We start from the raw sequence: 24,093 nt of genomic DNA, 5'->3' as shown, positions 1-24,093 counted from the left end.
TCACCGGCAAGCTACGGACCTGTCTGCGACCGCTGGCGATAGTAGGAGGCACCTTGCGCTTGTCTTTGCAGGAAGCCCTGATACACCCCTGCGGCAAACGCGATCGGCAGTGAGCGCATGTCTGGTGTGGTTCGCGCCTGATGCCGTCTCAGCCGGATCAGGATGGATTGATCGAAACGCGATCCTTGGCAGCTGCCAAGATCGACAGACCTCAATGCTGGACCAGGCGGCACAACGCCTCGGAAACGACAAGACCATCGGAAGCGTCGTGCCCTCCCCGGCCTTTGCGAGAAGTGGTTTCCGAATGCAGACGCTGTCGGTTGCGCAATGCCTGGATCATCGGCTGGGTCGTAAATTTGCCAGTCCGGGCTTTCTCGGTCAGCGATCGCAAATAGCCGCCGGGGCAACTGATCCGTTCTGCATGCTGAAGGATTGCTGCAAGTGTTATCGCAGCCGGAATGGGGCCCATGGCGGCGCGGGCATCTGTCCAGGCGCTGCCACTGATGTCAAGCACGGTTCTGGCCGTTTCGGCCGCACGGATGAAATCGGCCCAGTGCCGGATATGGCCGCCTTTCTCATATTGGCTGATATCTGGACAGGCCTGCAACGCTGCTTCAAGTGATATGGTCTGTAGCCGAGATGGCTGATCACGGTCTGGCTTGGGTGTTTCGGCTTGCTCAGGCTGTGGCAGATTGCCATTTCCTGGCATTTCAGATTCAAACTGATCTTCTGTTTCTGAATTCTGTATGTGCCGGTCATTTTGCTGGGCATTGGCAGTCGGATTCGTCGAAACAATGAATGTTTCCAATACGTCCTCAACGGTCTGTCGCAGGTCCATCAAGAGGGTGATGGCACCGGCGATCGTTTCAAAGCACGGCGATCGCGGAAGCGTGTCGATGATGCTGCGGTAAGCGACGATATGGGAATTCCAGTCGCCTTCTGGGTGTTCCGCAAGACCAAGCTCGATGAGTTTGGCAACGTCACGGCGTAAAAGCGTCAATTGCTCACGCAGCGATCTCAATGCTCCGCGTTCGGCCTCCAGCTTTGCGGCCAGGGCCTTGAATTCCGCAGCACGAACGACGAGCGGAGAAAGGTCAAATCCATAGGCCTTTGCAACCGCGCCGCCATGCGTCTTGCGGGCGTAGCGTTTGCCGTTGGGACTGTCCCTGCGGATGATGAGACCGCAGCCGACAAGCACCGCAAGATGCCGCCGCAAGGTGGTCTCGGACATGCCATTGGCGCGGGTGCAGAGCTGTTCATTCGATGGCCAGACAATGAGGCTGTCGGCGCTTGAGAGTAGGGTTTGAGGGTGAAACGACAGGAGGGCGTTGAGGACGGAAAGCGCACGGTCAGTGGCACCGAGCGGCTTGCGGATGGTCCTGATCGTGTGAAACACCTTCCACTTGTCGACCGAAATGCCGTCGGGCATGGCGCGAACACGCTTCTGCTCGGCCAACTGGCCAATAGTCATCGGCCGCCGCCCGAAAGGCGTCGTTATCATCTCCGTATCCATGATTTCACCTTTCAAAAAGGCAAAAGAAACCGTCCCGAAACGAAAGAAATCGTCTCGGCCACTTGACTGATGGAGCCGGAAATGCGAGGCATAAGGTGCTAACTGATACCTAGGCTTCCGGGCGCATGTCGCTTGGGGGCCTTTTCTTTTGCGCAGCTTTCCTTTCTTCGTGTTTCGTTTCAACCTTGGCAGCTGCCAAGGTTCGCTCAGTCCCGTCCGGCGAGATACCGCTTGACGAGTTCGGGTAGTTCGCCTTCAAGGAAGGTCTTGAAGGCCTCAGCCTCAGCCTCAGCCAGTGAGATCTTGACGTCGCTCTTGCCGAAGGCGACTTTGCCAATCTCCTGCCCGGTCGTGGTTGAGAGTGATATCTTCCTGGGCTTGCGCCTGCCGTCCTTTTTGGACTGGGCCGCGCCCAGTGCCACGGCAAATCGCTGGTCGGAAGCGGTATTTTCTGTTTTCGCCAGCGCCGCCCCAAGCCGCATGAGTGCATCCTGATCCTCGGCGCAGAGACGTCCCAGCTCGACCCACCGTCCCCTGCCCGCTTTTGGGGCTCGGCCAATCTTCTGAACGGTGGCAACCGGCACGGATTTCAAGACCGCCCGGTAACGGGCAAGCTCGCCGTCATCGACGGACAGCGCCGAACGGATATCCCGCGCCTTGATGTCGGCCCGCTCCATGATATCGGCAAACAATGCCTTTTCGATCCAGGTCAGATCCTGACGGGCCGAATTTTCGATCCCCTGTGCCAGCAGCAGCTCGCGGTCGTCGAAATCGACAATCTGCGCCTTGACCTTGCGGCCAAGCTCCAGCGCAGCCCGCCAGCGCCTGTGACCATAGACGATTTCGTAGCGTCCCTCGGCACCTGCCTTGCGGCGGAGCTGGATCGGGACAACCTGGCCTTCTGTCTCGATCTGCTGGCGAAAGGCGGCAAAGCTTGCCGCGTCATCGTCCGGCAACCGGTCAGGAAAGGGCGAGGGGTCGATCAGTTCAGGATCGATTTCGGCGCCACCGCCCTGTTCGACAAGGGCGCGAAGCCTGTCGCGCTCCTCTCGCAATTCCGTCAGCGAACGATGGGTCGCTTCAACAATCCCGGCACCCACACGGGCCTTCGGCCGTTCAGCATTGCTCTTCGCCTCGGCTTCGCCATCCGGGGAGGGCGGGGCAGCGGGTGCATAGGAGGCGAAATTCGCCAGAATAGACTTTCTGGGCTTCTTGGTCATTCACGACCCCAGTTCTGATTGAGCAGCTGAACGATCTGGGCATTCACGGCATCAATGGCCTCGCGCGCACGCTTGACCGTTGCCGCGCCGATCTGACCGGATTCGATTTCATAAAGTGTCCGCTTGGCAAGGCCGGCGGTTTCGATCGCCCGACTGTCCACGGCGGTTGGCAGCAGCACATCGGCGCCGAACAGATTGCGCAACATGGCAACCACCTGAACCTGAGTCTGGTCATTCGGGTCGTGGCGGGTAATCAGATATTTGAGAAAATCCTGCTGCATGTCGGCGCCGGCATCTCGAATGACGGAAATCAGGTCGCCCATCATCAGCAGAAACTGGCTCATCGACATGACATCGAGCATCGCGGGATGCACGGTGATCACCAGCCCGGTCGCGGCATAGATCGCGCCCAGCGTGAGGAAGCCGAGGGAAGGGGGCGTGTCCAGCAGAACGACGTCATAGTCGTCCTCGACTTCGCCAATGGCGAGGCGGAGATGTTCAAAGAACATGCCCTTGTCACTGCCGACACCCGCCGCGAGTGCGCGGGGAGTCTCGTGCTCATATTCCATCAGCTCGATATTGCCGGGAATGAGATCGATACCGGCAAAATAGGTGTGGCGGATGATCTCGCCGATCGGCCGGCGATCCTCGTCATAGCGCAGCGCACCGAAAATGGTCTCGTTCTCGCCCACATCCATCTCCGGCTGGGCGCCAAACATGGCCGAGAGCGAAGCTTGCGGATCTAGATCGATCGCCAGCACGCGAAAGCCCTGCAGGGCAAGATAATGCGCGAGATGGGCCGTGGTGGTGGTCTTGGCGCTGCCGCCCTTGAAATTGGCGATGGCGAGAATCTGCACCGGGTCGCCGGGTCGTCGGCGTGGCAGATAGCGCAAGGCATCTGCCGGTCGCTGCTGGGCGAAGAGGGTGCGCAACTCGTTGATCTGCTGCAGCGTGTAGACACGATGATTGTTTTCGAGCCGGTCTGGAATAGGACCCTTGCCCTCGATCGACATTGTCCGCAACGTCGATTCGGGTATGGTGGTCAGCGTCGAAACTTCATGAGTCAGAAAAGGCCGGAGGCTCTTCTGAGCATCCGGAGGATACATCTGTTCGCGCCGCGCCTGCAGCTCATAGGACAACTGCTCGGCATGGCGGACTATCTTGTCCGCGGGCAAAGTGGCGGCATGTGGGTCGTACCCGTCACTCACGGCTGGCTCCTGCTCTGACGGCCTAAGGGCCATAAATTGCTTTCACGCCGTCAAAAAAGACATGAAATGCGAGTCGGGTCCAGTCCTTTTTGGTTAACAGAATCCTAACGCCGCCTGCCGCAAAGCCTTTGCATGTTGCCGTTTGCGCCGCAAGGCGGTTCTCGGTCACGCTGTCGCGGCCCCGGTCGGGACCGGTTCGCCGCAGGGCAGGGGCGGGGGAAAGCCGGATTTCTATGCGAGGCGATGCCGTCGCGCAGCGCCATCGGCAGGCATAGGGTTGCGCCTGCGGTTGCCATCCAGATGCCAGGCCTCAGCCGTAGCTGTTGCTGGAAGGGCTTGCCGCGCCAGTCTTGAAATCCGCGGCCAGTGTGGCGCTGGCATTTGCCAGAAGGCCGACATCCGTGCCCACGGCGACAAACGTGCAGCCCATATCGCGATAGTGTTTTGCCAGTGCGCGGTTTCCGGTGAGAATGCCGGCGGCCTTGCCATTGGCGAGGATACGGCCGATGCCATGTTCGATGGCTTTCAGCACCTCGGGCGCTTCGGGCTGGCCAAGATAGCCCATATCGGCAGCAAGATCGGATGGGCCGATGAAGACGCCGTCAACGCCTGGTGTCGCGGCAATGGCATCGATGGCTTCAAGACCGGCGCGGCTTTCGACCTGCAGCAGCAGGCAGACCTCGTCATTGGCGGTCGCAAGATAGTCCGGGATGCGGTCGAAGGCGGAGGCGCGGGCGAGCGCTGCGCCGACGCCGCGCATGCCCGCGGGCGGATAGCGCATGGCGCGCGCCATCGCGACGGCATGGTCTGCTGTTTCGACCATCGGCACCAATATGGTCTGGGCGCCGATGTCGAGCACCTGCTTGATCAGCCATGCCTCTCCGATCGGCACGCGCACGACCGGGTGTGTAGGGGAGGCGGCGAGGGCCTGTATCTGCGCCGAGAGCAGTGGCAGGTCATTGGGCGCGTGCTCGCCGTCGATCAGCAGCCAGTCGAAGCCGGAACCACCGAGGATCTCGGTCGTATAGGCGCTGGCGAGCGCAGCCCAGAGACCGATTTGCGGCCTGTTTTGCTGCAATGCCTGTTTGAACATGTTCTGCGGTGCGGGCATTTCTTCTGTTTCCTCCCATCCCTCCGTTTGCCGGCAGGCAACGGAAATCCCCTTCTGCGGCCGGCAAGAGCGCTGTTATCGAGAAAGCGGACAGCGCTCTTGCCGCATTCCGGCGGAACCGGCGCGGCTGCCAACGAAACGGAATTGTTGTAGCACAGGGGCGAGGATCGGCAAGAACCCCGGCGGCATGGCTGGACATGCCGATGCGTAGATTCAATAAGATGGAGCGTCCTGGTGCCTCCAGAAGGACGCACGGCGCGCTAGAGGCAGAACAGTCCGAGGGCGGACTTGACCATGTCCAGGGTTTCCTGGGTGATCTTCTGTGCCCGGCGTGTTCCGGCCGCGACGATGGCGCGCACCTTTTCCGGATCCGTTTCGAAGGCCGCACGGCGTTCGCGGATCGGTGCGAGCTCGGCCTGCAGCAGCGCCTCCAGCCGTGCCTTGACCGTACCGTCGCCAAGCCCGCCGCGGCGATAATGGCTCTTGAGCGCGGCAACCGCCTCCTGATCGGGGTCGAAGGCATCGAGATAGGTGAAGACGACATTGCCTTCGACCTTGCCGGGATCGCTGACGCGCAGATGATCGGGGTCGGTGAACATCATTTTCACGGCATGGCTGATGTCTTGCGGGCTGGCCGACAGCGCGATGGCGTTACCGAGCGATTTGGACATCTTGGCCCGGCCGTCAATACCGGGCAGACGGCGGATGCGCGACAGCATCGGCGCTGCTTCCGGAAGAAGCGTGACGCCCGTCTGACGGTTGATGCGGCGAACGATCTCATTGGTCTGCTCGATCATTGGCAGCTGATCTTCGCCAACCGGAACCACCGTTGCGCGAAAGGCGGTGATATCGGCTGCCTGGGCGGCCGGATAGCACAGAAAGCCGGCGGGAATATCCCGTTCGAAGCCGCGCAGCCTGATCTCCTCCTTGATGGTGGGGTTCCGCTCAAGCCGGGCTACGGTCACCAGGTTGAGATAGAGCATCGATAATTCCGAAAGGGCGGGCAGGGCCGATTGCAGGCAGATCGTGGTCTTTTCCGGATCAAGGCCGATCGCCAGATAGTCCATGGCGACGGCGAGGACATTCTCGCGCACTCTGGCGGGATCGTTCATGTTGTCGGTCAGCGCCTGGGCGTCGGCGAGCATGACGAATTGATCATGGCTTTCCTGAAGCATGAGGCGGTTCTTAAGCGAGCCGAGATAGTGACCGAGATGGAGCGGCCCCGTCGTCCGATCGCCGGTCAGCACGACCGGCTTCTGTTCACTCTCTGCGACGGTGTGAAATGCGGCTGGTTCGGGCCTGTTCATGAGGGCCATGTCCTTGTCATCTGTTGGGAACTGTCGTTATGCGCGATGATGGGCGGTGTGGTTTCGTTTCGGGAAAGAAGCGCGTCGGCTACATATTCGGCGCTCTCTAGGGCGCCCTCGATCCAGCCGGGACGTCTGGTGAACAGATCGGAGCAGATCACGGCATTGTCGCCGATCCGCCAGCATCCCGAAGGAATGAGATTGAGGCCGCTGCGCCAGAAGGAAATGCCGTGCGGCCAGAAGGCATGGCCATGATCGACCGGCGCCGGCACGCTTTCGGCCCTGGTGGCAAAGGGCAGGGCGTCGCGCATGACGGAGACGAAATCGCGATGCAGATGCGGATTGTTGAGAAAGCTGTGGCGCAGCTGTTCAGCGCTCTGGCCGTCGCAATAGATCATCAGATAGTCGGCATCTTCCGGGAAATAGACCTTGCGATACATGCTTGCCGTCGTGAAGCAGCGGCCTTCAACCTGCATGTCTTTCCACCAGCGATGCGGATAGGCAAAATAGGCCTTGATCAGCGGAACCGAGCCGATCCGTTCGCGGATGGAAACGGATATGTTGAGCCCCTTTACCTGTCGCATGGCGGCCACCGGCAAAGCGAGAACCAGTTTCCCCACCTCGTGGACCCGTGCGCCCGAGGGGGTCTGGAAGACCAGGCTGTAGCCCTTCCCATGTGCGGATGGCGCGATCTCGACAAGGTCGTGACCGGTCCTGATCTCCGCCTGTTGCGCCAGATCGGCCTCAAGCATCCTGATCAGGGCGGAAAAGCCATCTCTCAGTGCGGACCAGTGCCGTTTGCTGCCTGAAAAGAGCGCATTTGTTTCAGGATGATGGCGCAGAAGCCCGAAACCGTCCTCAAAACTGAGATCCGGATGGGCAAAGGTATCGTAGCCGCACATATCCACCAGCAGACCAAAGCTTGGTGGACCGATCAGGGCCTTTGCCGCGCTTTCGAATGTCACGGCATGGCGTTTCTGCGCCGGCATGTCGCAATAGAGCGTTTCAAGCGCTTGACATAGTCCGGTCAGGATCTGCCGGCCCTGGTCGTGCAGGCCGTTCTGCAACGGCGACAGCGCATAGTCGAAGGGTTTGGTCGCCAGGCGGTATCTGTTCACAAGCGCCGCCAGCCGATGGTGGTCATCCGGGTCAAAACGGCCCGCACCAAGTTCAACAATGCCGTGATGGCTGCCGATATTGTGGGATTTCAGCCGCCCGCCAGTGCTGGGCTCCTGTTCGAAGATCACAATACGGCAGGCGGGGTCTGCCTGCAGCAGGTTGGCTGCAGCGGCCAGGCCGGCAATGCCGGCGCCTATAACTGCAATTTCGCTCGTCATGATCGTGTCAATCCGGTGCTTGGTTGCGGGAACGCCGCGCCGCCCGGGTTTGCCCGGACGGCGTATTCTGAGCGCCGAGCGCGGTCTCAGACATTGGCTTCGACATCACCGGAAGCCTTGAGACGGCTGATCGTCGAATAATGCGTTTTGCCATCCTGGCCGATGCTCACCGTATCGGTGTAGCCGACATTCGTGGCCGCCTTGCCCTCGAAAAAGGTGCGCACATTATTGGCCCAGACATCGCCTTTTTCGGTGAAGTTCAGCCGGTCGCCATTGACGACGAGATAGCCGCCCTCCGACAGGTCTTCAATTTCGCGGGCGAACACGTCGAAGAACGACCTGCCGAAGCGTTCCTCGAAAGGGGCAAGGTCAAGATCGCGCATGCGCAGCCCCATGACCGCATAGCGGCGCATCTGCTCGTCGGCAGTGGCCAGGCGCATGGCATCGAACGGGATCGTGCCGTGCTGTTCGACATGGTTCATATAGTGCTGCGTCGAGCGTGTGGTGCGGTAGGTAAAGCCAGCCAGATAGCCATGCGCCCCCGCGCCCAGCGCCAGAATATGATTGGATTCGGCATTCATGCGGATATAGCGGCAGTCGCGCCCGGGAAGGGCAAAATCACGCACCGAATAGCGGTTGCGGAACGGACTGTCGGCGACCTGGCGCATCGCGGCGCGATACATGGCGATTTCACGGTCTTCCTCGGGTGAGGCATATTTGCCATTCTTGACATAATCGGCATAGAAGATCGTGTTTTCCAGCAGAACCAGCGGGTAGAGCGTCAGGTGGGTGGCCCCCGAAGTCAGTGCCATATGCACGTCGTCTTCCCAGATCGCGTCGGTCTGGTTTGGCAGGTTGTAGATGAAATCGAGGTTGAAATTGCTGAAATTATTGCGAAGTTTGGCAATCCCCTCGAGAAGCTCCTCGCGGCCATCGCGCATATGCAGATGGGCCGCCCTGATCTCCCGGTCGAATGTCTGGATACCGGCCGAGACGCGGTTGACGCCATGCGCCTTGAGTACATCGATCCGCTCCCGGGTGAAGTTCTGAACGATGCCTTCACAGGTGATCTCGGTGCTGCCGGCCGGACGGAAATGCGTGTGGAGTGCCTCGAGAATGCGCCCCAGTTGCTCGGCTGAAAGGGCATTTGGCGTTCCGCCGCCCAGATAGACCGCGCCGAAGCTGAGTGACTGGACATAGGGCGATTGCGCCTGAAGCGTGATCTCGCGGATCAGCGCATTGACATAACGATCCTTGGTCGCTTCGGTGCTGACAGCCTTGTTGAACCCGCAGAACGAACAGATCTGGTCACAAAAGGGAATATGCAGGTAGATCGTCGCGCCATTGAAGCGGTCGGCGGGGCGGGCGAGACGGCTCTCGATCACCTGAAGGTCGACAGCGTCGCCGGGCATCGGGAATGTGCTGGAGCCGATAGGTTCACGGTGCTTGAAAGAAATACCACTCATGCGTTTTCACCTTCCTTTGAAATTGGGAAAGATCGGGATGTACTGGCCTTCAGGGCGTGTATCTGAAGGCCGATTGCCAAGGACGCCTGCGATGGTCAAATCGCACTATTCCTTGAGATATTCGGCTTTCTGTCTTAATAAAAATCATTCATAAAGATTTTTATCTGCATTTATTTGCCTATAGATTTTGAATAATGCACGGTATGTTTGTTCATATATGTGTATAGCTGAGCATAATATAAGATATCTATCCCATTTCATGCTTCATTTATTCCACATAACGCGAAATCGGATTAAGTGATATGATTTAGACTATAATGTGGTGTTGTGCTTAGGGTCTGATTCTTGGGAGAGGACTGCGATTTTCTTTCTGACCCGTCCAGCGGTGGTCAGGGAACGGCGAGGCGGCCGGATAAGGCGCTTGAGCGGCGGGAGGGGGCTGTGCCGTGTTGCCGTGAATGCCTTGCCGCATCGGGTGTCGTCGCGACATTATGAAAATGATTTTCATGATGTCGATTTTTCTATGAAAATTAATTGACGAATTCGGTAGTATGTCTCAGTCTTAAGAAAATAAATTACGAAAACAGTGGGAACAATCAGCTATGAAGGTCGCCATTATCGGACTCGGATTCCGTCTTGGTTATCTCGGGACCATTTTTCGCGAAATGGACCCCGATTTCGAGATCGTGGGGCATGTCGATCCGCAGCCCGCCGGTCTGCAGGCGTTGACGGATTTTGGCATCGATCCGGGTACGACCTATGCGACGCCGGAAGAACTGATCGAGACTGCGCGGTTTGATCTGCTGATGATCGGTTCGCCGAACCACATGCATCTTGAGCATATCCGTCTGGGGCTTGAAGCGGGCCTGACCGTCTTCTCCGAAAAGCCGATTGTCGCCACCATCGAGGAAAGCTACGCGCTGGCGGCGCTGCTTCACACCTATGGTCATGACCGGCTCCTGGTCGGGCTGGTGCTGCGCTATTCCCCGCTCTACCGCGATCTGCGCCGCGCCCAGTCCGAAGGCATGCTCGGCGATGTGGTGTCGATCGAGGCCTCTGAACATATAGCGCCCTATCACGGCGCTTTTTTTATGCGCGACTGGCGCCGCTATACCCGCTATGCCGGGCCCTTCATGCTGGAAAAATGCTGCCACGACCTGGATCTCTATAACGGTGTTGTCGGTGCCCGGCCGCGTTATGTGGCAAGTTTCGGTGGCCGCAAGAGCTTCATTCCGGCCAATGCGCCCGAGGCGAACGGCATCAACGACATGGAGGTCTATTACCGCAAGCCGAGCGGCTGGATGGGGTCTGACAAGGTGTTCGACAGCGATGCGGACATCATCGATTATCAGACCGCGACGATCGAATATGAAAATGGTGTGGCCATGACCTTCCACACCAATCTCAACGTGCCGGATGAGTTTCGCCGTTTCTGTGTGATCGGTGCCAAGGGCATGGCCGAGGGTGATTTCGTCCGTGGTTTCTTCAATGTTCATGACGCCCGCACCAGTACCCGGCTGATCGGCAAGACCTATTCCTCCCCCTCGGAGCGTTCGGCGCATTACGGTGCTGACGAGCAGATGGCGGAAGATGTGATCGCCCATATCAAGAACGGCGTCGCCCTGCCTGTTTCGGCACTGGATGCCATCGAGGCCGGAATATTGGCACTGGCCATGGACGAGGCCAGACATGGACGGAAGGTTGTCGACCTGCAGCCGATTTTTGCCCGCTATGACGCGCTTCTTCACGGCGAAGATATTTACACCGCATCGGTCGGTTGAGGGGGGACTATGGATCACAAGCGCTCCGCCGTGATTTTCGCCTGGGCCCTGCTGCTTCCTGCTTTGCTCTATCTGCTGCTGATCGTCGCCTATCCGCTGGTTGACACGTTCAAGCTTTCCTTCACCGACGCCTCGTTGAAGCGGACCTATGACTGGGTTGGCCTCGAGAACTATATCAAGATCTTCGAGCGTGGCTTTGGTTCGGTGATCATCAGAACCTTCATCTGGACCTTCCTGTCGGTCGGGCTGAAAATGCTGATCGGCACGGCTGGTGCCTCGCTTCTGAACGCGGCCGTGCCGGGCAAGACGATCTTCCGCGTGCTCACCATGCCGCCCTGGATCGTGCCGATGGCGATCGGCATTTTCATGTGGGGCTGGATGTATAACGGCCAGTTCGGCATGATTTCCGGCATCCTCCAGCGTGTCGGCATTCTCGACGGGCCTTTTCCGATCCTGGCAACCGGAACATCGGCCTTCTTCGCCACGATCGTCACCGATGTCTGGATCGGCGTGCCGATGGTGACGATCTATCTTCTTGCCGCCATGCAGTCGATTCCGAGCGATCTCTACGAAGCCGCCTGGACCGATGGCGCCGGCCGTTTCTATCGCTTCCGCCGCATCACCCTGCCGCTGATCGTGCCGGCCATGGTCACCATGTCGATGCTGTCGCTGATCTCGACCTTCAATTCCTTCGATATCATCTGGATCCTGACCAAGGGCGGGCCGTCGAACGCCACGACGACCATGATCATCGATACCTACAAGGTGGCGATCGGCTCCTACAAATTCGGCGCGGGTGCGGCGCGTGCGGTGATGATCTGCATCTTCCTGTCGCTGTTCAGCTTCGTCTATTTCCGCAGTGTCAGCCGCTTTTCCGGGGAGGCCGCACGATGAAACCGACCGCGCGCATTCATCACTACCGCTGGTACGAGCTGGTCGGCATTTACGCCGGTCTGGCACTGTTTCTCTGCTTTGTGCTGGCCCCCTTTGTCGAGGGGTTCATGGTGTCGCTGAAACCGCTCAACCACCTGTTTTCCTCGCCTTATAAATTCTGGCCGGAAGAGGGGTCGCTTGATGCCTATTTCAACATGTGGAAGCGGGTGCCGCTGCTCGGCCGCTATATCCTCAACTCGATCTTCATTGCCGGCGTCGGCACCATTCTCGCGGTAATCTTCGTCACGCCAGCGGCCTATGCCTTCGCCCGCTTCGATTTCAGGGGGCGCGGACCGCTGCTCGGTGCCTTCCTCGCGGTCAACATGTTCTCCGGCGCGGTGCTCCTGATCCCCTTGTTCCGGCTGATGCGCTCCTTTGGCCTGATCAACACCTATTTCGCCATGATCGTGCCCGGCGTCGCCTTCACCATTCCGACCGGGATCTGGCTGCTCAGAACCTATATGCTGCGGATCCCGCGCGAGCTGGAGGAGGCGGCACTGGTCGATGGCGCCAGCCGCTTCTACACCTTCCGCCGGGTGATCGTGCCGCTGGCCATGCCCGGCATCGCCGTGGTGGCGATCGCTGCCTTCCTGACGATCTATGCGCAGCAGTTCATCTATGCGCTGACCTTCAATTCGAAGACCGAATACATGCCGCTTTCCGTCGGGCTTTACGCCTTCTTCGGCCGCCAGGACGTGATCTGGAACGAACTGATGGCGGCCAGTTTCGTCGGCATTCTGCCGGTCTTTATCGTCTTCATCTTCCTGCAGCGCTATCTGGTCGCCGGCATGACGGCGGGTGCTGTGAAAACCTGACAGGGCGGAAACGCCGCCTCTGGCACAACCGGCGTTCGGGAGAACCATGACAACGATCATGGCGAGCGCCGGGGTAAAGGACCGCCGAAGCGAAATGCCGGCGGTCATCCTGAAGAGCCCGCACCGTCCACGGGTTACGGAGAACCGGACGAAAGACATAAGGGGAATATCAATATGTCTGAATTGCGCTTGAAACATTTGTGCCTTGGCGTGGCATCACTGCTCATGGCCGCATCGGCGCCCTATGCTGCATCGGCAGACGACAAGGTCGTTTCGATGATCCAGTGCGGTGACACGCTGGCCGAAGGCTATGACAAGTTCATTTCCGAATGGGAAGCCGACAATCCGGGCTACAAGGTCGAAACGGAAGTCGTTGGCTGGAGCCAGTGCCAGGAAAAGGCCACCAACATGGCCGCTGCCGGCACGCCGATCGCGCTTGCCTATATGGGGTCGCGCGCGCTGAAGCAGCTTTCCGAGAACGGCCTGATCGTGCCGATCCCGATGACGGACGAGGAAAAGGCGAGCTACTATCCGCATATCGTTGACACCGTCACCTTCGACGGCAAGCAGTGGGGCGTTCCGACCGCCTTTTCCACCAAGGCGCTCTACTGGAACAAGGACCTGTTCAAAGAGGCCGGGCTTGATCCCGATACCCCGCCGAAGACCTGGCAGGAAATGTATGACATGGCGAAAACCATCAAGGACAAGACCGGCGTTGCCGGCTATGGCCTGACGGCGAAGAGCTTCGACAACACCATGCACCAGTTCCTGCACTGGGTTTACACCAATAACGGCCAGGTGATCGACGCCGACGGCAACATCGTCCTTGACAGCCCGCAGAACCTCGAGGCGCTCGAGTGGTACAAGAAGATGGTTGACGTTTCCGAGGAAGGTCCGACGGCCTACGAGCAGGACGAGCTGACGCCGCTCTTCAATGACGGCAAGGTGGCGATGATCGAGCAGGGCCCGTGGGTGCGCAACCGCGTCAATGACAGCCTCAACTGGGGCGTCGCCCTTCTGCCCGAGGGTCCCGAGGCCAAGGGTCCCGGCACGCTGCTGATCACCGACAGCATCGCCGTGTTCGACGGGACGGGCGTCGAGGATCAGGCGATCAGCCTCGCCAAGTGGCTGACCAATCCCGACAACCAGTTCTACTATGAAAAGACCCATGGCCTGACGCCGCTGCGCCCGGTTCCGGGTGTTGCGGACATGGTCGCGGAAGATCCGTCCTGGAAGCCCTTCCTCGATGGCATCGAATTCGGTGGGCCCGAACCGCTCTTCACCGATTATCAGGCCTTCCAGAATGCGATGATCGATATGGTTCAGTCCGTCGTCATCGGCTCCAAGGAACCCGCCGATGCGCTGAAGGCGGCATCCGTCGAAATCGAAGACTACAAATAATCCAGTCGCCGCCCGGAATGGCAATTCCGGGCGGCGGCATGATCGATGTTGGCCGGTCGCCTTTGCCAGGAGTATGCCCGTTGGGACAGCTTGAACTGAAGAAAATCTACAAGAATTACGGGATTTACGATGTCATCAAGGGCATCGATCTCAATGTCAACGAGGGCGAGTTTGTCGTATTTGTAGGCCCTTCGGGCTGTGGCAAGTCAACGCTGCTGCGCATGATTGCCGGGCTGGAGGACATTTCCGGCGGCGACATCACCATCGACGGCGAGCGCGTCAACAATCTGCCGCCGGTCAGGCGCGGCATTTCCATGGTGTTTCAGTCCTATGCGCTTTACCCGCATATGAGCGTTTACGAGAATATCGCCTTTCCGCTCCGGGTGCAGAAAATGGCCGAGGCTCAGGTCAGGGACCGTGTCGAGGGGGCGGCGAAGATCTTGCAGCTTGAAGAGCGGCTGCAGCAAAAGCCGGGCATGCTTTCCGGTGGCCAGCGCCAGCGCGTCGCCATTGGCCGGGCCATTGTCCGCAAGCCGAAGATCTTCCTGTTTGACGAGCCGCTGTCCAACCTCGATGCAGCACTGCGTTCCGAAATGCGTATCGAGCTCACAAGACTTCATCACGACCTCAAGGCGACGATGATTTATGTGACCCATGACCAGGTGGAGGCCATGACGATGGCCGATCGGATCGTCGTGCTCAATGCCGGTGACATTGCCCAGGTCGGCGCACCGCTGGAGCTCTACCACAAGCCCCGCAATCTCTTCGTTGCCGGCTTTATCGGCAATCCGAAGATGAATTTCCTGCCGGTGACCTGCATATCGGTCAGCGACGAGGGGGTGACGGTGGAATTTCGCGGCCAGACGATCACGGTTCCGGTCGCCCCGCGTCAGCATCTGGAAGGCAAGGTGCTGACGCTTGGCATCCGCCCCGAACATACCGTTCTCGGACCTGGCGATATGTCCGTTACCATCGCCCCCAACGTGATCGAACGCCTCGGTATCAACACGATTGCCTATGCGGCGCTGGATGATGAGACGACGTTCTGCTCGCTGAGTGCCGGTTCCGCGCCGGTGAAAGTCGATGAGGAGATCACCATCGGCATCAATGCCGGTGACTGCCATCTGTTTGATCCGGCCGGCTATGCGCTGGAGCGCAAGGTCGAACTGACGGCCTTCGATTTCGAGACGGTCCTCGCCCCCGAGGCGGGGTGAGGCGCACGTCCGTCCTTCAGCTTTCGAACGGGTTTTCCACCATCGGCCAGATATCCTTGCGCACGTGGCGGTAGGCGGTTTTCGCCGGCTGGTTCGGATAGGGGGAGCCGGCGGCGCAATAGATGATCTCGGCGGCGATCTTCGAGAACGCTGCGTGGAAGTGGTTGGTCGACTTGATCAGCAGGATTTTTTTCTGCGACGGATCGATCCCCATCACCGAAAACAGGGACGGGTCATAGCTTTGCGCCCGCACGGTATTGAGGATGATCTCAATGCCGTTCAGCGCCACCGTGACGGCGGGGCCAAACGGCACGATGCTTTCGCCGAACCGCATCTCCGCCGTGTCGTTGACCTTCAGGACACGCACGGTGCCATCAATCGGATTGCCGGTTCCAGGCGCTGACTTGGCGCCAAAGCGCAAGGGAATTTCTGCCCCTTCGCCTGCCGCGCGGCAGATCGAGACGGCGACCGGATCCCAGATGGTGCCGACGGCGACATCGCGCACGCCTGCAGCCAGCATCTCGGCCAGCACCACCGTTGCATCCCCCGCCGTACCGCCGCCGGGATTGTCCCACATATCGGCAATCACGACCGGCTTTTCCGGAATGCCGAGCGCCTGGTGGATGGCCTCTTTCTCGTCAACCTCCGGCATGCGGAACGTGCCGCGCCGTTCAAAAAGCCATTGCCCCATCTCGCGGGCGATGGCGGCACCCTTTGCTGCATTGCCATTGGTAACGGCAATCGTCCTGGTGCCCATTTCCGGCACATCACCGGCCATGAAGCCGTGAATGACCGAGAGCGAGAGAATATCCGGGTCGGCCTGTTCGCGGCTGATCAGCTGATCGACAAAGGCGCGCATCGGCGCGCGCGAGGTCGGAAACACATCGATCATGCGGCAGTCAAAGACCGACATGACCGGCCTTACCCGGCCTTCGAGCGTATCAACGGCAATGCGCCAGAGGTCCCGCGCCCGGTCGACAAAATCGGTGTGGGGAAATTCCTTGAAGGCGATGAAGAAATCAGCCGCCGCGACGCGCTTTGCCGTCAGGTGGCTGTGGGGGTCGAGCTCGGCGCAGACAAGCACACCAGGCCCGACGATGTCGCGAATCCGGCCCAGAAAATCGCCTTCCGGATCGAGATAGCCGGCGGCGACCATGGCACCGTGCAGGCCGAGCACGACAGCATCGACCGGCATTGCCGCCTTGAGCTGATCGAGGATCTCGTCGCGCAGGCCCTCATAGGCCGTGCGGTTGACGAGACCTGCCGGATCGGCCCAGGCGGCTGTGCCTTCGATCAGCGTCCAGCCCTTCTTTCGACAGACGTCGCGTCCGACCGTGACCGGCGCCGTGCAGAGCGTCGGCGTCTCGGGATGCGCGCCGGGTCCGGCATAAAAGGAGGCCTCGAAGGCGCTGCGATCAATTGCGATCGGCGAGAATGTGTTGGTCTCGGTTGCCAGTGCTGCGGTGAAGATGCGCACCCTTTGTTCCTCTCCTATGCCGGAAAGGGGAAGGGCAGGTAGCCGGTAAAGCCGGCGATCTTCCAGCGCCCCTCTTCAAAGCGGCAGTAATATAAGGTTTGCCAGTTCATTGCATCAAAGCCGCCATCGGAGCGTGTGATGCCGCCACTGAATTTCTTGCGCACCAGAGCGCTCGGCCCGGCAATCTCGATCTCCTCCAGCGTGGTGGCGCTGAAAATCGCCTGGCGCGGGTCATCCTTGTAGGCGCCCCGGGCGAAGTCTTTCGCCTGACGCAGCCATTCATCGCGGTAATGGGCAAGATCGGGGAAACCGAGTTTCCAGTCATCGGGATCGGGCTTGCCGCCGGCATTGAGCGCAAAGAAACCGATCGAGACGAAATCATCTTCGACCATGGTCCAGTCGGCGGCAAGAAAGGCGGCAATATCGCGATCGACAAGCATGTTCCAGATCGCCCGGCGATCGGTGTCCGCTTCGGGAAACGGATTGGTGAAAGGATCGCGCATCCTGCCCTTCATCTAAATTATTTTCGTAAATCGGGTTTTTCTCTAGTCAAATGAGCGCTTTTGTGCTGCCATGTCAACGAACAAAGAAAATAATTTAGACAATCGGCTCTTTTCCATCGCGTGGCCGGCCGGACCGGACAGCGGATCGTTCGGGAGCCTTGACGAGGGGCGGCAAGGCGCATGGATATATTCGCGGTCATTCAGGAAGAGCAGGTTGCATTTTCGCAGGCCGAGAAGCGCATTGCCGAGATTTTGCTGAATGATTTCGACTTTGCTGTCAATGCATCGATCGTCGAGCTGGCCGGGCGCGCCGGTGTTTCGGCGCCGACCGTGACGCGCTTCTGCCGTCGTCTCAACTGCCTGAACTTTGCCGATTTCAAGGTGAAGCTGGCCAAGACCGCCTATGTGGGCGTGCGCTACCTTAACCCGGATGCTCCCAGCTCCGGCGCTGACGATGTGGCCGCTGATGTCGTGACCAAGGCGCAGAATGCGCTGTTCCTGATGCATCGTTCGCTCGATGCGGCGAAGGTGGAGCAGGCGGCTGAATGGCTTGCCGCTGCGGCCATGATCTATGCCTTTGGATCCGGCGGCAATTCCTCGATGATCGCGTCTGAGGTGCAGAACCGGCTGTTTCGTCTGGGCAAGCGCATCACCGCCAGTTCCGATCAGACCATGCAGTTGATGCTGACCGCATCCGCCACGGCCGATGACGTGCTGATCGCCTCTTCCTTTTCCGGCCGCAACCATGAACTGGCACATACGCTGGAGACCGCGCAAAATGCCGGCATCAGGACCATCGCGCTGACCCAGAGCGACAGTCCGGTGGCGCGGGCCGCCGATCTGGTGATCGGCATTGATCTGCCTGAAGGCCAGAATATTTTCCGCCCCACCTCGACGCGGTTTGCCTATCTGGCCGTTACGGACATCATTGCCAATATGGTGGCCTACAAGACGCGTGCGCTCTCGGCGCCGACATTGCGCAATATCAAGAAACAGCTGGTCCTGCATCGCGACAAGGACGACAGCCAGTTGCTGGGCGACTGAGCTTCCGCACAACGTCCAAGCCGCAAAGGCATTTTTAAAAAAAGAGGGGTCCCATGACCAAATCCGTGTACCGTCTTGAAAACAGCTGGCGCCCCGTCGAGGGTGATCGCGGCGGGTGTTTCGATTTTTCGCTGGTCAATCTCTCCGACGAGACGTTGAGCGGGTTTTCGCTCGTCTACACATCGCTGACGCGCACCATTGGCGCTCCGCAATGTGACAATGCGGTCTTTGTCCGGCGCAATGCCAATTATCATGAATTTGCCGCGCCGGAGGGTTTTTCGCTGGCGCCGGGCGAGCGTTGGGACTTTGCCGTTCAGGGGCTGTGGCGGCCTGCCGTTCATCGCACCGACGGGGCCAAGTCCGCATTTCTCATTCTGGCCGGCGGTCGTTATGCCGATGTTTCGGTTGACGACCTGATGCTGGCCGGTTCCCCCTCCCGCCGCCCGCCAGCGGGCCTGCCGGAGGGCAGGCTCAGCGAACCCTATGCGCTCCTGCCTTACCCGGCATTCCTCGAACTGACGCCTGCCGATCAGCCGCCGGTGGCGCTGTTTCCGGTCGCTGGAACCACGCTTGCAGGTCTTCGCGCTGTCGATAATGTTGCCGGTCTGTTTGCCCGGCTGTTTCCCGCTGGCCACGCGCCGCTCAGCCTGAAACCGGTCGATGGCGGACGTGCCGTCTCGCTTGTTAGCGATGCTACGCTTGCCGCAGAGGCCTATGCGCTTGATTTCAATGATCCGGTGATCCTCCTGAAGGCGTCATCGGATGCGGGCTTTCAATATGGTCTGACCGCGCTGGCGCAGATGCTCGATGCCGCCCGCATCACGGGTTCGAAATTCCGCTTTCCCGCGGCGGGTACGATTTCGGACCAGCCGCGCTATGGCTGGCGCGGCACCCACCTCGATGTGTCGCGGCATTTCTATCCGAAGGGCGATATCCTGCGTCTCATCGATATTCTCGCCTGGCACCGCATGAACATCTTCCACTGGCACCTCACCGATGATGAGGCCTGGCGGCTGGAGATCAAGGCCTATCCGGCGCTGACCGGCATCGGCGCAACCCGTGCGCCTGGTACCGTCATGCTGCCGCAGCTTGGTGATGGCGCGGAAGCTGCTCAAGGGTTCTACAGCCAGGATGATGTGCGTGACATCGTTGCCCATGCGTCAGCACTCGGCATTGAAATCGTGCCGGAAATCGATATTCCCGGTCATTCGACTGCGATCCTGGCGGCCTTGCCTGAACTGACGGACGGTCAGGAAGCACCGGAAAGCTACCACTCGGTGCAGGGCTTTCCCAACAATGCGCTCAACCCGGCGATTGAGGAAACCTATGTTTTTCTCGGCAGGGTGTTTGACGAGATGGTCGCGCTTTTCCCCGGCCGCTATATCCATGTCGGTGGCGACGAGGTGGCGGCCAATACCTGGATGGCCTCGCCGCTGGCGCGCAGGCTGATGGACGAGAACGGGCTGGAGGGCACATTCGGCCTGCAATCCTTTTTCATGAAGCGGATCCAGACCATGCTGACGGCGCGCGGCCGGCTGCTGGCCGGCTGGGATGAAGTCTCCCATGGCGGCGGCGTTGCGCGCGAAGGCGCGCTTTTGATGGCCTGGCAGAAGCCGGAAGTCGGCATCGCACTGGCCGAAGATGGTTATGATGTGGTGATGACGCCGGGACAGGCCTATTATCTCGACATGGTACAGGATGAGGCCTTTCAGGAGCCGGGCGCCAGCTGGGCAGGCACCGTTCCGCCCGCGCACAGCTACAGTTACGAGGCTGCGGGCGATTTTCCCGATGCGCTGCAGCACCGCCTGCGCGGTGTGCAGGCCTGTATCTGGGGCGAACATTTTCTCAACCGGGATTATTTCAACCATCTGGTCTTTCCGCGGCTTTATGCCGTTGCGGAAGCGGCCTGGACGCCGAAAGCGGCGAAGGACTGGCAGCGTTTTGCCGCCATCGCGCCGCTTGGTCCGAAGCTTTGAGGGGGAAGGGGATGACCTTCAGGATTGCAGTTGGCGGTATCCATACCGAATGTTCGACGGGAAATCCGGCGCTCATGGAGATGGAACATTTCCGCGTTGTTTCCGGCTCCGGCCTGATCGAGTCCGATTATTTCGGCTTTCTGAAAAACGCGGAAAATGTTGCGATCGCGCCCCTTCTCCACGCAAGGGCGGTTCCCGGCGGTCCGGTTTCGGCGCAAGCCTATCAGGCATTCAAGGCGGATTTTCTGATGCGGCTGCAACAAAGCCTGCCGATCGACGGGCTCTACCTCGCCATGCATGGCGCCATGAATGTCGAGGGCATGGACGATGCCGAGGCCGACTGGATTTCAGCTGCGCGGGCGGTTATCGGCCCGGATTGCCCGCTTGCTGTCAGCTATGATCTGCATGGCAATGTCAGCCAGACGATCATCGACCAGATCGATATCTTCGCCGCCTACCGCACCGCGCCGCATATCGATGTGCGCGAGACCATGACGCGGGCCTACACGATGCTGGTGAAATCGCTTGAAACCGGGATCCGTCCCGGTGTCGCCTGGGCAAGGGTTCCGGTGCTGCTGCCGGGCGAACGCACGTCGACGGAAGACGAGCCGGCGGCGTCGCTTTATCGCCAGCTGGCGGACTATGACGCGATGGACGGCATCTGGGATGCCAATCTGATGATCGGCTATGTCTGGGCGGATGAGCCCCGGGCGACGGCCTGCGCCGTGGTGACGGCGAGCGATCACGGCGCGGCAGCAAAAGCTGCGGCTGCGATTGCCCTTTCCTACTGGAATGCGCGCAACGACTTTGCCTTCGGTCCGGTGACCGGACCGCTTGAGGACATGCTGGATCTGGCGGAAAAAGCCCGGACCCGCCCGGTCATTCTGGCCGATTCCGGCGACAACCCGACCGGCGGCGGCGTCGGCGACCGGGCGGATGTGCTGAAAGCGCTTGTGGAGCGCGATTTCGACGGCGCTCTGATCGCCGGTATCGCCGACCGTGCGGCGGTAGAGGCCTGCTTCGCGTCCGGGACCGGTGCGCGCATGGCGCTTTCGATCGGCGGCAGGCTCGATCCCAAAAGTCCGTCCATCACGCTGGCCGTGGACGTGCTGCAGCTTGATGATCCGGGTGACGCGGACGAGCGGCAGGCCGTTGTCGCCACGGGCGGCATCACGGTGGTGCTTTCGGCGCGCCGCCGTCCCTATCACAACATTGCCGATTTCACCCGTTTCGGCTTCGATCCCGAGACATGGCGGCTTCTGGTGGTAAAATCCGGCTATCTGTCGCCGGAACTGGCGCCGATTGCACGGCCCAACCTGATGGCGCTGACGGATGGCGCGATCAATCAGGACATCGAAGCCCTGCCGAATGCACGCCGGATCAAGCCGACCTATCCGTTCGAGAAGGGCTTTGATTTTGCGCCGCAGGTCCGCTGCTCGGCGCGCTGGGCCGCGGCGGATGGCGAGGACTGTTAAGCGTGACCAAAACGCCTTGTGAGGGCTATATTGATGGGGTTGCGCCTGCCTCTTCAATGTCGGCCATGTTCCCGCTCGTGCGGAGCACACCTGCCATCCGTATTCCAACGGTGGGGTGATTTTTGTTCGCAATCGCGCTGAAGGAGTTGGAAGAAAGGCTTGACCTTGCGGCAAAGCAGCCTTTCCTCAGAGCATTCTCCGTTTTTTCCGGTGCAGTGCTAGCGTAGACCAGAGATGCCGTGGTGCAGTTGATTGTGCAACCGATGCGGCATGCGTTGAGGCTACCCTAAACAAAACCCGCCAATGGGAATGATAGCGGGTTTGTCTTCCCAAATGAGAAAGTTTGTTATGCAGCTTTCTCGAAATGATGATGAACGGATTTTGTATGGTGTTTTGTTGATGCAAAAGCCGCTTTTTTCGCTGCTTCCTTGACCGGCAAAGTGATCACGATTGCCAGTGCCATCCATACAAAAAACAGAATGAACGCACCAAGGCTATTTGACAGGATCGATAGAGTGGCGAGCCGCAGAAACTGGAGAAGCTGGCGTTTATAGGGCGGATCTATCGTTTGCTGTTTGCGGCTAAAATTTTTCAGCTTCATGATTGCAGCAGAAAAAGAGAAGATAATGGTCGCAAACGCAAAACCCCATGCAGCACGGTTGCTGTATAGGCAGTCTAATATCATCTCGATCCCATTACGGTCTTGCTCCTTCATCCTGGGATGATTGAGCAGTTCTTCAGCGCGGTCGACAAGCTCCATCTTAACTGGATGGAAAAATCCAGATAATCGCCGTCCGGCGTAGGCATATGTGACCACGATAATCAGAGACCAGATGAGCGGCACGTACCAGGTCATCGATTTCGTCTCCTACCTTTCTTGGGTTTCTTCTTTCTTTTTGCCCTAGATGCTTCGAGTTTATCATTGTACTCAGAGCGCTCTTTGTCCACGGGTATATAGAAGAACAAATGGACCAAAACAACAGTGCAGACAAGAGCGATGATAACCCCGAATGGGTAATTGAATATCAAAAAACTGATAGTTTGAAAAAGAAGCGAGATTTTGTCGAGAAGCCATAGGGCGTGGTTATCCTGCTTCAGTCTAGGATCGCCATTGATGATGGCTGCGACCGTACCGCACGTTATAAGGAAGCCAACTGTGTATTTTATCACGCGAAACGCAGTGCGGATGAGACCCAAAATACGAACCCGATTTAGCGAATTTATGTCGGGAATATAGCCTCAAATTAATCTGCTTTTGCATATGTAGACTGGAATTAAATATTTATTTTTCGATTTTTCACATCTTTTTTCATCAACCAACTTTATGTGGTTACGAAATACCGACAGAACATTTCATGTTATCTGGCTGCAAAAGTGAGACCGATGATAATGTACCCATTTGAGAAGCTATTCAGTGAAACGGTTGCTCGGGAGAGATTAGCGAATTAGGCAGCGATCCTTGCCGCTGCGGCGGGCCTTGCCGGAGCGCTGCTGGTTCTTTATCTCGACGGTTTTCGGAGGCATCCATGACAGAGAGACCCAACGATCCTTTCCGGCTGGAAGTCTGTGTGGAAAATGCTGCGGGACTGGATGTGGCCATCCGCAGCGGGGCTGACCGGATCGAGCTCTGCGCCGCTCTGGATTGCGGCGGGCTGACGCCCTCGCCGGGTTTCATCACCCTGGCCGCCAAGACAAGGTTGCCGGTCAATGTTCTGATCCGTCCGCGCGCCGGCGGTTTCTGTTACGACGCGAACGAGCTGGCGATCATGTGCGACGACATTGCCTTTTGCCGGGCTGCCGGCGCTGCCGGTGTGGTGATCGGGGCGCTTGATGCTGGCCGACGGCTTGACCGGACGGCAATGGCGCGGCTTGTTGCCGCCGCCGGCGATCTCGACATCACGCTGCATCGTGCTTTCGATCTGACAACAGACCCCGATGCGGCGATGGACATGGCGATGGCGCTCGGCATCGGCCGGATCCTGACATCTGGCCAGGCACCGACGGCGCCTGCCGGGATCGCGCTGATCGCGCGGCTTGCAGCGCGTGCGGAAGGTCGGGTGTCGCTGATGCCGGGTGGTGGCGTCACCGCTGAAAATGCCGCATCCTTTCTGGCCATTCCCGGCATCGTCGAGCTGCACAGCTCCTGCAGCCGGGCTGCCGCGACAGAGCCTCTGCCGCTTGCCGGTTTTACCGCACCGCGCCCGCGTGAAACCGATGCGGGCGCGGTGCGTGCGCTCAGGAAGGCGATGGCCGAAACGTCCGTATGCGCTGACAATACGGACATAAAAACGGTCTGAGAGGCATATTCTTTT

General features: G+C 59.3%; 19 protein-coding genes. 9 read left to right on the top strand and 10 right to left on the bottom strand.

Annotation, left to right across the window (positions count from 1 at the left end; genetic code table 11):
• Positions 1-211 precede the first annotated feature (211 nt).
• The 7 genes from repC to HCK86_RS22500 all read right to left on the bottom strand — a co-directional run bounded on the left by repC (position 212) and on the right by HCK86_RS22500 (position 9,162).
• Complete coding sequence (gene repC / locus HCK86_RS22530; protein WP_246739735.1) at positions 212-1,696, bottom strand: plasmid replication protein RepC; 1,485 nt, start codon at positions 1,694-1,696, stop codon at positions 212-214.
• 23 nt (positions 1,697-1,719) lie between these two features.
• The gene (gene repB, locus HCK86_RS22525) at positions 1,720-2,733 is read right to left on the bottom strand and encodes a plasmid partitioning protein RepB (protein WP_176086743.1); all 1,014 of its coding nucleotides are present in this window, start codon (positions 2,731-2,733) and stop codon (positions 1,720-1,722) included.
• Positions 2,730-3,974, bottom strand: coding sequence for a plasmid partitioning protein RepA (gene repA / locus HCK86_RS22520; protein WP_176086742.1), 1,245 nt, complete (start codon positions 3,972-3,974; stop codon positions 2,730-2,732). Before repA ends, repB begins: the two co-directional genes overlap by 4 nt.
• A 277-nt stretch (positions 3,975-4,251) precedes the next feature.
• Entirely contained in the window at positions 4,252-5,052 is an 801-nt protein-coding gene (hpaI, locus tag HCK86_RS22515) for a 4-hydroxy-2-oxoheptanedioate aldolase (RefSeq protein WP_176086741.1), read from the bottom strand.
• 260 nt (positions 5,053-5,312) lie between these two features.
• On the bottom strand, positions 5,313-6,359 hold the full coding sequence (gene trpS / locus HCK86_RS22510; protein ID WP_176086740.1) for a tryptophan--tRNA ligase: 1,047 nt from the start codon (positions 6,357-6,359) through the stop codon (positions 5,313-5,315).
• On the bottom strand, positions 6,356-7,696 hold the full coding sequence (locus HCK86_RS22505) for an FAD-dependent oxidoreductase (RefSeq protein ID WP_176086739.1): 1,341 nt from the start codon (positions 7,694-7,696) through the stop codon (positions 6,356-6,358). The genes trpS and HCK86_RS22505 overlap by 4 nt, the downstream gene beginning before the upstream one ends.
• An 86-nt stretch (positions 7,697-7,782) precedes the next feature.
• Positions 7,783-9,162, bottom strand: coding sequence for a coproporphyrinogen-III oxidase family protein (locus HCK86_RS22500; RefSeq protein ID WP_176086738.1), 1,380 nt, complete (start codon positions 9,160-9,162; stop codon positions 7,783-7,785).
• Between the two features lie 602 nt (positions 9,163-9,764).
• Here HCK86_RS22500 and HCK86_RS22495 point away from each other — a divergent pair.
• The 5 genes from HCK86_RS22495 to ugpC all read left to right on the top strand — a co-directional run bounded on the left by HCK86_RS22495 (position 9,765) and on the right by ugpC (position 15,306).
• The gene (locus HCK86_RS22495; RefSeq protein WP_176086737.1) at positions 9,765-10,943 is read left to right on the top strand and encodes a Gfo/Idh/MocA family oxidoreductase; all 1,179 of its coding nucleotides are present in this window, start codon (positions 9,765-9,767) and stop codon (positions 10,941-10,943) included.
• A 9-nt stretch (positions 10,944-10,952) separates the two neighbouring features.
• Positions 10,953-11,837: a sugar ABC transporter permease gene (locus HCK86_RS22490; protein ID WP_176086736.1), complete on the top strand. Its 885-nt coding sequence runs from the start codon at positions 10,953-10,955 to the stop codon at positions 11,835-11,837.
• Entirely contained in the window at positions 11,834-12,691 is an 858-nt protein-coding gene (locus tag HCK86_RS22485) for a carbohydrate ABC transporter permease (RefSeq protein ID WP_176086735.1), read from the top strand. Before HCK86_RS22490 ends, HCK86_RS22485 begins: the two co-directional genes overlap by 4 nt.
• Positions 12,692-12,916: 225 nt before the next feature.
• Positions 12,917-14,092, top strand: coding sequence for an ABC transporter substrate-binding protein (locus HCK86_RS22480; RefSeq protein WP_246739738.1), 1,176 nt, complete (start codon positions 12,917-12,919; stop codon positions 14,090-14,092).
• Between the two features lie 80 nt (positions 14,093-14,172).
• Positions 14,173-15,306 carry a sn-glycerol-3-phosphate ABC transporter ATP-binding protein UgpC gene (gene ugpC / locus HCK86_RS22475; protein ID WP_176086733.1) on the top strand — a complete coding sequence of 378 codons (1,134 nt, stop codon included), beginning with the start codon at positions 14,173-14,175 and terminating at the stop codon, positions 15,304-15,306.
• Between the two features lie 16 nt (positions 15,307-15,322).
• Here the strand turns inward: ugpC and HCK86_RS22470 are convergent, their stop codons facing one another.
• Together HCK86_RS22470 and HCK86_RS22465 are read right to left on the bottom strand one after the other, a co-directional pair.
• Positions 15,323-16,783, bottom strand: coding sequence for a M81 family metallopeptidase (locus HCK86_RS22470; protein WP_176086732.1), 1,461 nt, complete (start codon positions 16,781-16,783; stop codon positions 15,323-15,325).
• A gap of 14 nt (positions 16,784-16,797) precedes the next feature.
• Positions 16,798-17,286, bottom strand: a complete 489-nt coding sequence (locus HCK86_RS22465; protein ID WP_176086731.1) for a hypothetical protein — start codon at positions 17,284-17,286, stop codon at positions 16,798-16,800.
• Between the two features lie 180 nt (positions 17,287-17,466).
• Here HCK86_RS22465 and HCK86_RS22460 point away from each other — a divergent pair, with 180 nt between their 5' ends.
• Genes HCK86_RS22460 through HCK86_RS22450 form a run of 3 tightly spaced genes read left to right on the top strand, consistent with a single transcriptional unit; the run spans position 17,467 to position 21,781 of the window.
• Positions 17,467-18,330 (top strand): MurR/RpiR family transcriptional regulator, encoded by an 864-nt coding sequence (locus HCK86_RS22460; RefSeq protein WP_176086730.1) that lies wholly within the window; start codon positions 17,467-17,469, stop codon positions 18,328-18,330.
• A gap of 53 nt (positions 18,331-18,383) precedes the next feature.
• Positions 18,384-20,306: a family 20 glycosylhydrolase gene (locus HCK86_RS22455; RefSeq protein ID WP_176086729.1), complete on the top strand. Its 1,923-nt coding sequence runs from the start codon at positions 18,384-18,386 to the stop codon at positions 20,304-20,306.
• Positions 20,307-20,317: 11 nt separating this feature from the next.
• Positions 20,318-21,781 carry a M81 family metallopeptidase gene (locus tag HCK86_RS22450; protein WP_176086728.1) on the top strand — a complete coding sequence of 488 codons (1,464 nt, stop codon included), beginning with the start codon at positions 20,318-20,320 and terminating at the stop codon, positions 21,779-21,781.
• A gap of 346 nt (positions 21,782-22,127) precedes the next feature.
• Here HCK86_RS22450 and HCK86_RS22445 read toward each other — a convergent pair whose 3' ends face one another.
• A complete protein-coding gene (locus HCK86_RS22445; RefSeq protein ID WP_176086727.1) occupies positions 22,128-22,637 on the bottom strand; it encodes a hypothetical protein in 510 nt (169 codons plus the stop codon).
• Between the two features lie 670 nt (positions 22,638-23,307).
• Between HCK86_RS22445 and HCK86_RS22440 the strand changes: the two genes are divergently transcribed.
• Positions 23,308-24,078: a copper homeostasis protein CutC gene (locus tag HCK86_RS22440; RefSeq protein ID WP_176086726.1), complete on the top strand. Its 771-nt coding sequence runs from the start codon at positions 23,308-23,310 to the stop codon at positions 24,076-24,078.
• Positions 24,079-24,093 lie beyond the last annotated feature (15 nt).

The organism is Martelella sp. HB161492, assembly GCF_013184775.1.
GTDB lineage: Bacteria > Pseudomonadota > Alphaproteobacteria > Rhizobiales > Rhizobiaceae > Martelella.
Note: the sequence above shows the minus strand (reverse complement) of the source record. Positions and strands in the feature narration are given on the sequence as shown.

Bases quoted from the DNA above. Each gene is read 5' to 3' on its own strand.
- repB (WP_176086743.1), bottom strand. From the start codon at position 2,733: ATGACCAAGAAGCCCAGAAAGTCTATTCTGGCGAATTTCGCCTCCTAT.
- repA (WP_176086742.1), bottom strand. From the start codon at position 3,974: ATGGCCCTTAGGCCGTCAGAGCAGGAGCCAGCCGTGAGTGACGGGTAC.
- hpaI (WP_176086741.1), bottom strand. From the start codon at position 5,052: ATGCCCGCACCGCAGAACATGTTCAAACAGGCATTGCAGCAAAACAGG.
- trpS (WP_176086740.1), bottom strand. From the start codon at position 6,359: ATGAACAGGCCCGAACCAGCCGCATTTCACACCGTCGCAGAGAGTGAA.
- HCK86_RS22505 (WP_176086739.1), bottom strand. From the start codon at position 7,696: ATGACGAGCGAAATTGCAGTTATAGGCGCCGGCATTGCCGGCCTGGCC.
- HCK86_RS22500 (WP_176086738.1), bottom strand. From the start codon at position 9,162: ATGAGTGGTATTTCTTTCAAGCACCGTGAACCTATCGGCTCCAGCACA.
- HCK86_RS22495 (WP_176086737.1), top strand. From the start codon at position 9,765: ATGAAGGTCGCCATTATCGGACTCGGATTCCGTCTTGGTTATCTCGGG.
- HCK86_RS22490 (WP_176086736.1), top strand. From the start codon at position 10,953: ATGGATCACAAGCGCTCCGCCGTGATTTTCGCCTGGGCCCTGCTGCTT.
- HCK86_RS22485 (WP_176086735.1), top strand. From the start codon at position 11,834: ATGAAACCGACCGCGCGCATTCATCACTACCGCTGGTACGAGCTGGTC.
- HCK86_RS22480 (WP_246739738.1), top strand. From the start codon at position 12,917: ATGGCCGCATCGGCGCCCTATGCTGCATCGGCAGACGACAAGGTCGTT.
- HCK86_RS22465 (WP_176086731.1), bottom strand. From the start codon at position 17,286: ATGCGCGATCCTTTCACCAATCCGTTTCCCGAAGCGGACACCGATCGC.
- HCK86_RS22460 (WP_176086730.1), top strand. From the start codon at position 17,467: ATGGATATATTCGCGGTCATTCAGGAAGAGCAGGTTGCATTTTCGCAG.
- HCK86_RS22455 (WP_176086729.1), top strand. From the start codon at position 18,384: ATGACCAAATCCGTGTACCGTCTTGAAAACAGCTGGCGCCCCGTCGAG.
- HCK86_RS22450 (WP_176086728.1), top strand. From the start codon at position 20,318: ATGACCTTCAGGATTGCAGTTGGCGGTATCCATACCGAATGTTCGACG.
- HCK86_RS22445 (WP_176086727.1), bottom strand. From the start codon at position 22,637: ATGACCTGGTACGTGCCGCTCATCTGGTCTCTGATTATCGTGGTCACA.
- HCK86_RS22440 (WP_176086726.1), top strand. From the start codon at position 23,308: ATGACAGAGAGACCCAACGATCCTTTCCGGCTGGAAGTCTGTGTGGAA.